The organism is Chitiniphilus eburneus, from assembly GCF_005048205.1.
Classification (GTDB): Bacteria; Pseudomonadota; Gammaproteobacteria; order Burkholderiales; family Chitinibacteraceae; genus Chitiniphilus; species Chitiniphilus eburneus.
Map to the genome: position 1 here is coordinate 1 of NZ_SUMF01000062.1, position 4,694 is coordinate 4,694.

At 55.9% G+C, this 4,694-nt stretch carries 5 protein-coding genes; 4 read left to right on the forward strand and 1 reads right to left on the reverse strand.

What is annotated here, in order from left to right; all coding sequences use genetic code 11:
• From FAZ21_RS19790 to FAZ21_RS19800, 3 genes are all read left to right on the forward strand, one after another.
• Window positions 1–2,775 (forward strand): hemagglutinin repeat-containing protein (locus FAZ21_RS19790; protein WP_211243543.1); only part of this gene is annotated, 2,775 nt, incomplete at its 5' end.
• Window positions 2,772–3,128 (forward strand): hypothetical protein, encoded by a 357-nt coding sequence (locus FAZ21_RS19795; RefSeq protein WP_211243544.1) that lies wholly within the window; start codon window positions 2,772–2,774, stop codon window positions 3,126–3,128. The genes FAZ21_RS19790 and FAZ21_RS19795, both read left to right, overlap by 4 nt.
• 467 nt (window positions 3,129–3,595) lie before the next feature.
• Entirely contained in the window at window positions 3,596–3,883 is a 288-nt protein-coding gene (locus FAZ21_RS19800; protein ID WP_136775152.1) for a ferritin family protein, read from the forward strand.
• An 85-nt stretch (window positions 3,884–3,968) separates the two neighbouring features.
• On the opposite strand, the gene FAZ21_RS19805 is transcribed toward FAZ21_RS19800, so the two are convergent.
• Entirely contained in the window at window positions 3,969–4,217 is a 249-nt protein-coding gene (locus FAZ21_RS19805) for a hypothetical protein (protein WP_136775153.1), read from the reverse strand.
• 282 nt (window positions 4,218–4,499) lie between these two features.
• Here FAZ21_RS19805 and FAZ21_RS19810 point away from each other — a divergent pair.
• The coding region (locus FAZ21_RS19810; RefSeq protein WP_136775154.1) for a hypothetical protein at window positions 4,500–4,694 on the forward strand (195 nt) is incomplete at its 3' end.

The following is a 4,694-nucleotide window of genomic DNA, read 5'->3' on the forward strand; positions in this document are numbered from 1 at the left end:
ATCGAAGCGGCAGCGGAAACGCAGCACTACGCCGAAACGCAAAAGCAGAAACAGTCCGGGCTGAGCATCGGGCTGGGTGGTGGCGTGGTCGACATGGCCAAACAGGTTGTCAACAACGTTGAACAGGCCAGCGCAGCCGAGGACGGCCGCCTGGCTGCCGTCAAAGCATTGCAAGCGGGCGCGACGGCCTATCAGGTTGGCGAGTCGATCCAGAACGGCGACCTGCAAAACATGGGTGTCCAACTTCAGATCAGCGTGGGCAGCAGCAAAAGCGAATTCAACCTGGAACAGGACCAGCAGACCGCCCATGCCAGCAGCGTCAAAGCCGGCGGCGACCTCACCATCGTGGCACGCGGCGACGGCGAAACCGGCCAGGGCAACCTGATCGTGCTGGGCAGCGAACTGGTGGGCAAAAATGTCACCTTGGACGCCGCCAACGACCTGACGCTGCAAAGCGCCGAAGAACTGGCGCGCGAACGCAGCGACAACAAGAGCAGTGGCTGGAAAGTGGGCGTCGGCATCGGCGCCAGCGGCAACGGCGTGGGCTTCAGCATCTTCGGCAGCGCCAACAAAGCCAAAGGCAACACCGAAGGTGACGCCACCACCTACCAAGAAACCACCGTCACCGCCGGCGAAACGCTCACCCTCAAAAGCGGTGGCGACACCAGCCTGATCGGCGCCCAGGCCACCGGCAAAACCGTGATTGCCAATATCGGTGGCGACCTACTGATCCAAAGCCAACAGGACGACATCGACTACCACGCCAAACAGACCAGCAGCGGCATCAGCGGCAGCTTCACCTTCGGCAGCATGACCGGCAGCGCCAGTGCCAACTTCAGCAAGAGCAAGACCGACAGCGACTACCTCTCCGTGCAGGAACAAAGCGGCCTGTTTGCCGGCGAAGGCGGCTTCAACGTTTACGTCGAAGGCCACACCCAGCTCAACGGCGGCGTGATTGCCAGCACTGCCGACCCGGCCAAAAACAAACTGGACACCGGCACCCTCGGCTTCAGCGACCTGCAGAACGAAGCCGAATACAAAGCCACCAGCGTCGGCATCAGCCTGGGCACGGCGGGTGGCAAGGGGATCGATACCACAGCCAGCTTCGCGCCCAAGGGTAGCCAGCAGAGCGGCGACGCCAGCGGCACCACTCAAGCCGCCGTGAGTGAAGGCAGCATCACGATCCGCGACCAGGAGAACCAAAAGCAGGATGTGGCCGACCTGAGCCGCGACACCAGCAACGCCAATGGCGCCATCGACCAAATCTTCGACAAAGAAAAAATCGCCGAAACCCAGATGCTGGTGGACAGCCTGGGCGAACTGGCCAACCAAACCACCCAGATCATCGTCGCGCAACAGTTCAACGGATTGGAGAAAGGCACCCCCGAATACGAAGCTGCCCAGAAACAATGGGGAACCGGCAGCGACTTCCAGCGCGCCATGCAAGCCATTACCGCCGCCCTGCAAGGCCTGGCGGGGGGCAACATCGGCGAAGCCCTGAGTGGCGCCGCCGCACCGTACCTGGCGCAAGCGATCAAAGACGCAACCGGCGACAACACCGCCGCCAACCTGATGGCGCACGCCGTACTGGGTGCCGCGACCGCCTACCTGCAAGGCAACAACGCCGGCGCAGGCGCAGCAGGCGCGCTGGCGGGCGAAGGCATGGCCCGGCTACTGACCGAACAGCTTTACCCCGGCGTAGACCCGAGCGAACTGACCGAAACGCAAAAGCAGACCATCGTCGCGCTGAGCGGGGTTGCGGCGGGCCTTGCCGGAGGCGTGGTCGGGGATAGCGGGCTGAACGTAGCGGCGGGTGGGCAGGCTGGGCAGAATGCAGTAAGAAATAACTACCTCAGCGCTGATGAAGGCTTGGCCTTGGATAAGGAGTTGGCAACGTGTACGGCCAAAGGCAATTGCGACGCTGTTTGGGAAAAGTACACCCAGCTTAGTGAGAAGAATCGAGAGGAATTGGCTGAGACGTGTAAAAAAGACCCGATGGTATGTGCTGCGCTGAGAAAGGCTGAAATCGAAGGCGGCATCGCAGCCGCAGAACGTCCAAGCTGGCTGTATCAATCGATGACGATGCAGGAGGCCAAAGACTTCATTCTTCAGGAGAATGGTAAAGATCTGGCGATGATTGACCAGAATTCGCCGGGCTGGATGAAGTTTGTGACATTTGTTTCTGACCCTGAGAATCAGGTATTGCTTGTATCACTTGGGGCGGGAGCGAAAAGCCTTGTGCAGTGGGCAAAGGCAGCAATTAAGGGAGGGCAAGCTGCTAGTTCTGCACAAGTTGCATCGTTAGCTCAGACACAAAAGTCTCTTTCAAATCAAATTGCTGATTTGCGTGCAACTTTGTCTGGAAGTGCCAAAAGTGGGGGAAATATGGGGGTGGCTCAAGTTGATATTCCTGGAGTGCCAGCTAACATGGCTGCATCAAGCCGAATAGCAAACCCTACTGCGGAACAGCAGGCTTTAGGTTTTGTTGGAGAGGTGCCAGAGATTTTTCAAAGCACTATTGTTCCCACATCAGGGGCCAATCCTTACCCATTGCTTCGAAGTGTGGATTCTGAAGCTAAAATACTCAACAATATTGCTACATATTTGGGTGATAATCCCGCAGCGAAGGGAGTTGTTAATTTGCTGACAGAGCGCGCACCCTGCGCGAGTTGCTCGAATGTTATTCGCCAGTTCAAAGAAAAATACCCAAATATTACTATCAATATTCTTGATAATGGCGGTGTTATACCGCCTACGAAAGGAGTGGTGAAGTGATACATGATCAAAGGGTTCTATATTCAAAAATCAAGGAGTGGGCACTTGATTCATATTTTGATGGGTGTCGAGATCATGCAGTAATGCAAGGGTGGCCCCATGAGCAAATAATGGGATATGTGACTGCCACTTTTGAAGATGGTTTTGAACGGCCAATAGAAAATATTATGTGGCAGGTGGTTTTATTGGTTTTGTCGGGGGGGTGGTACCCAGATAAAATGAAGACTGCTCGAGTGAATATTGCTAGCTTTATTAGAGCTAACGACCTTAATGACCTGTTGAAAGATGTTCCATTGGATGAGGCGAATTTGTTTTTGCATGATTTGAAAATATTAAATTTAATTGATCCATGAGTATTTGGCGATATGGGCTCAATGTTGCTGTGTGGTAGAAGTAATGGAAAAGTGTCAGAATTTGGTGACAAAAATAAAAGCCGCTAGACCCAAAAGCCAGCGGCTTTCTTTTGCCTAATATCATCAGAGCCACCAAGCCCTTCCTCATCGGTAGTCACGGCATTACCTTGTCGTTTGGCAAGCGTTTCCTTGAATCCCATTTACAACGGCCCCCGTTCGGCCTATGCTCCCGCCGTCGCGTTCGATCTACGCGGCCGGGATTGGTCTCCCGAATTTGAGAGCGGCGCAAGCCGCATTGCTTGTCCATGCGGCTTTTTTGCGCTGGGTACGTCCTTTTATGGGCGGCCGGGCGAGAGGAGCCGCAAGGCTCGCCGGGTGCTCTCAACCGGTAGACCAACTCTCGTTTCGGCTGCCCACCTCAATTGGTCTTGGGGTGGCGGTCTCAACTTTCATTGAGAGTGCCTACCATGCCCCATCTCACCCCCAACCCCGCTGTCCCCACCACCACACCCTGGCTTTCTTGCATCAGTTCGCTTGACCAAGCCATCGACCAAGCTTGCCAAGCCCGACAGGGTTTTATCGAGCTGGCCGCGCTGTTCCGCGCCATTGCCGAGCTTTCCACCGTCCATGCCAACGCCCATGACTTAGCGGGGATCGGCAGTCGCATGGCCGAAGATTGGGCCAACTTGTGCGATGTGGAGCGTGAAGAACTCGAACTCTGCTGCAAGGCACTGCAAGCGCCTGTGCGGGGCTGATCCCGCTGCTGAGCATTGATCAAAAAACCGGGGCGTGTGTTACACGCCCCGGTTTTTGTTGGTCTGCTGCCTGTCTGCTGCGGTGCTAACTGCTCGGTTCTTCACCGTCCGCCGCTTCGGCCTTGGCTTCTGTCCTGGCACTCTTGGCCGTGGTGGCTTGATGCTTCATCTGCCGAAACCCCGTCAACGCTTGTGCCGCGATGCGCGCAACGTTGTCATCCCCATCGGGTGTTTCTGTAGACGAGGCCCCACTATTCAGCCAGTTTTCCTTGGTCACGATCGCTTCTTGTGTCAATGAGATGCCCCAGTTTAAAGAAAACAGAATCTGCTTCAATCATTTGCGAGCGCCCATTGGTCACCGATTTTCGGGGCATAAAAATAGTGTGGCACCAATGGGTTATCGATGAAGTTGCAAATGGACGTCGAATTATTACCCCAAGGTCAGTGATTGTCCGGTGCAATCAAACCGATCTTGCTTTCATCGATCCAATTGAATTTGGATTTGGCGTATATTGAGCTGCGCCAGTAAACGCCATCCCCCTTGATGCGGCCGATTCGACACACCATTTCACTTTTCGTTGCCTGCCTGCTGTGGTGGTCCGGTATTGCGCCAGCAATGCCGGAATCAAACCCTTGGCAGGTCGCGCGCGACCTGCTGCACACCGGCCTGCAAACCATCCGCGTTCCCTCACCGACGCTGACGCTGCCCACCAACCAGCTTTACCAGACCCACATCGAACCGGGCCACGCCTACCTGATCGAAACCGACCCGCGTTTCCTGGGCGGCAAAGCCTGGCTCAGCTCCGACGCG

What these genes read in the sequence shown, in the direction of transcription:
- FAZ21_RS19800 (WP_136775152.1), top strand. Translation starts at nt 3,596, where the DNA reads ATGCCCCATCTCACCCCCAACCCCGCTGTCCCCACCACCACACCCTGG.